The following is a 1,596-nucleotide window of genomic DNA, read 5'->3' as shown; positions in this document are numbered from 1 at the left end:
TACTCACCACTTGCAGAAGTGGGAGTCTCAACTCAGACTGAGATAAATAAAAATTCACACAACAATTATCATAGCAAAATTCACATATTCCGTCCAGTAGAAACACCTCTCAAGTGTTAAGAAACAGGCATTACAGCGAAAAATTCAGGATATCTTAATAAAATTCACCCGTATTTCTCTGCAAAACAGCGGTATTTCTCTTGTCGCTCCATGAAACTTATAGTAAAATACCAAGCAGACACAAAATTTTCTATAAAAAATTACTAAGTACAAACCTAAGACGTTTTCTATAAGAAAACTACCAAATATCGTAAGTACATAAATACAATAGTGGACACCGTTTGTGTCTGATTTTTTACTATAATTATCACAATTCCATTGTTTTTATAATGGAAATTTTACAAAACAAAAGTATTTTTAACGATGAAAGGAATTATTTTTATGAGATTAAGAAATGTACCGGGCTCCCGGGAAACCATCGCTGATCATCCGCTGTGTTTTCTGGAAGAAGACCCACAGGCCGGAAACTGGCATACAATATTTGGAAATGACAACCCGATCCGCATTGAAGTAGGCATGGGAAAAGGACAGTTTATCACCACTCTGGCTCAGCAGAATCCGAATATTAACTACATCGGTATTGAGAAATACTCCAGCGTGCTTGTCCGCGCTCTGGAAAAAACAGATGCTATGGAGACACAGCCGGAAAATCTGCGTTTTATCCGTATGGATGCAGAAAACATCTGTAATATGTTTGCAAAACATGAAGTGGATGGTATTTACCTGAATTTCTCCGATCCATGGCCAAAGGACCGCCACGCAAAACGCCGTCTGACTTCCCAGACCTTCCTCGGCAGATATGATAAAATTTTGAAACCGGAAGGACATGTGGAATTCAAGACCGACAACAAAGATCTGTTCCAGTTCTCCCTAGAGCAGGTAGAGCCTGCAGGATGGCATTTAGATGCATTTACCTGGGATCTGCATCATGACGAAACACTGAACCAGGGAAATGTTATGACTGAATATGAACAGAAATTTTCCTCCATGGGAAATCCGATCTGTAAGATGATTATCTCAAGATAACATCCATAGCGTATTTATCAACGTCGATCAAAATGAGCTACCTGGAATATTAGGCAGCTCATTTTTTAATCTCTGTAAATAAGCAACTCCTGTTCCTCCACAGTCAGTTCCGAACGCCATTCTTCTGCGGCAAGAAGTTTCAACTTTTCACTTTTTGTAAAGCGTTTGATCCTTGCCTCACGACTCATCGCTTCTGATTTTGTGTCATACACTTCCAGATACACCAGCTGCAATGGTCCGCGTCCCCGTGTATATTTGGCACCCTTTCCGCTGCGATGCTGTTCCAGGCGTGCTGCAATATCATTCGTCCATCCAGTGTAGAGACTTCCATCCCCGCATTTTAAGATATATGTATAATTTCTCGTTGTTTCTCTCATGTTCTCTCCAATATTACCCTTATTTTCTTAAATTATTTCTTATTCAGCATATTTCATCTATATCGTACAATAACAGACTCATCCTGTTTCATCTCAGTCTGAGTTGAGACTCCCACTTCTGCAAGTGGTGAGT

The 1,596-nt window shown here is 39.8% G+C and carries 2 protein-coding genes; one reads left to right on the top strand and one right to left on the bottom strand.

Features of this window, described 5'->3' with window-relative positions; all coding sequences use genetic code 11:
• Nucleotides 1-441 precede the first annotated feature (441 nt).
• Nucleotides 442-1,086 carry a tRNA (guanosine(46)-N7)-methyltransferase TrmB gene (gene trmB / locus LG34_RS16250; protein WP_109217006.1) on the top strand — a complete coding sequence of 215 codons (645 nt, stop codon included), beginning with the start codon at nt 442-444 and terminating at the stop codon, nt 1,084-1,086.
• A gap of 65 nt (nt 1,087-1,151) precedes the next feature.
• Here the strand turns inward: trmB and LG34_RS16245 are convergent, their stop codons facing one another.
• Complete coding sequence (locus LG34_RS16245; protein ID WP_109217005.1) at nt 1,152-1,463, bottom strand: GIY-YIG nuclease family protein; 312 nt, start codon at nt 1,461-1,463, stop codon at nt 1,152-1,154.
• Nucleotides 1,464-1,596 lie beyond the last annotated feature (133 nt).

The organism is Eubacterium ramulus, assembly GCF_003122485.1.
Classification (GTDB): Bacteria; Bacillota; Clostridia; order Lachnospirales; family Lachnospiraceae; genus Eubacterium_I; species Eubacterium_I ramulus_A.
The sequence above is the reverse complement of the archived record's forward strand: the minus strand, read 5'-3'. Positions and strand labels throughout refer to the sequence as shown.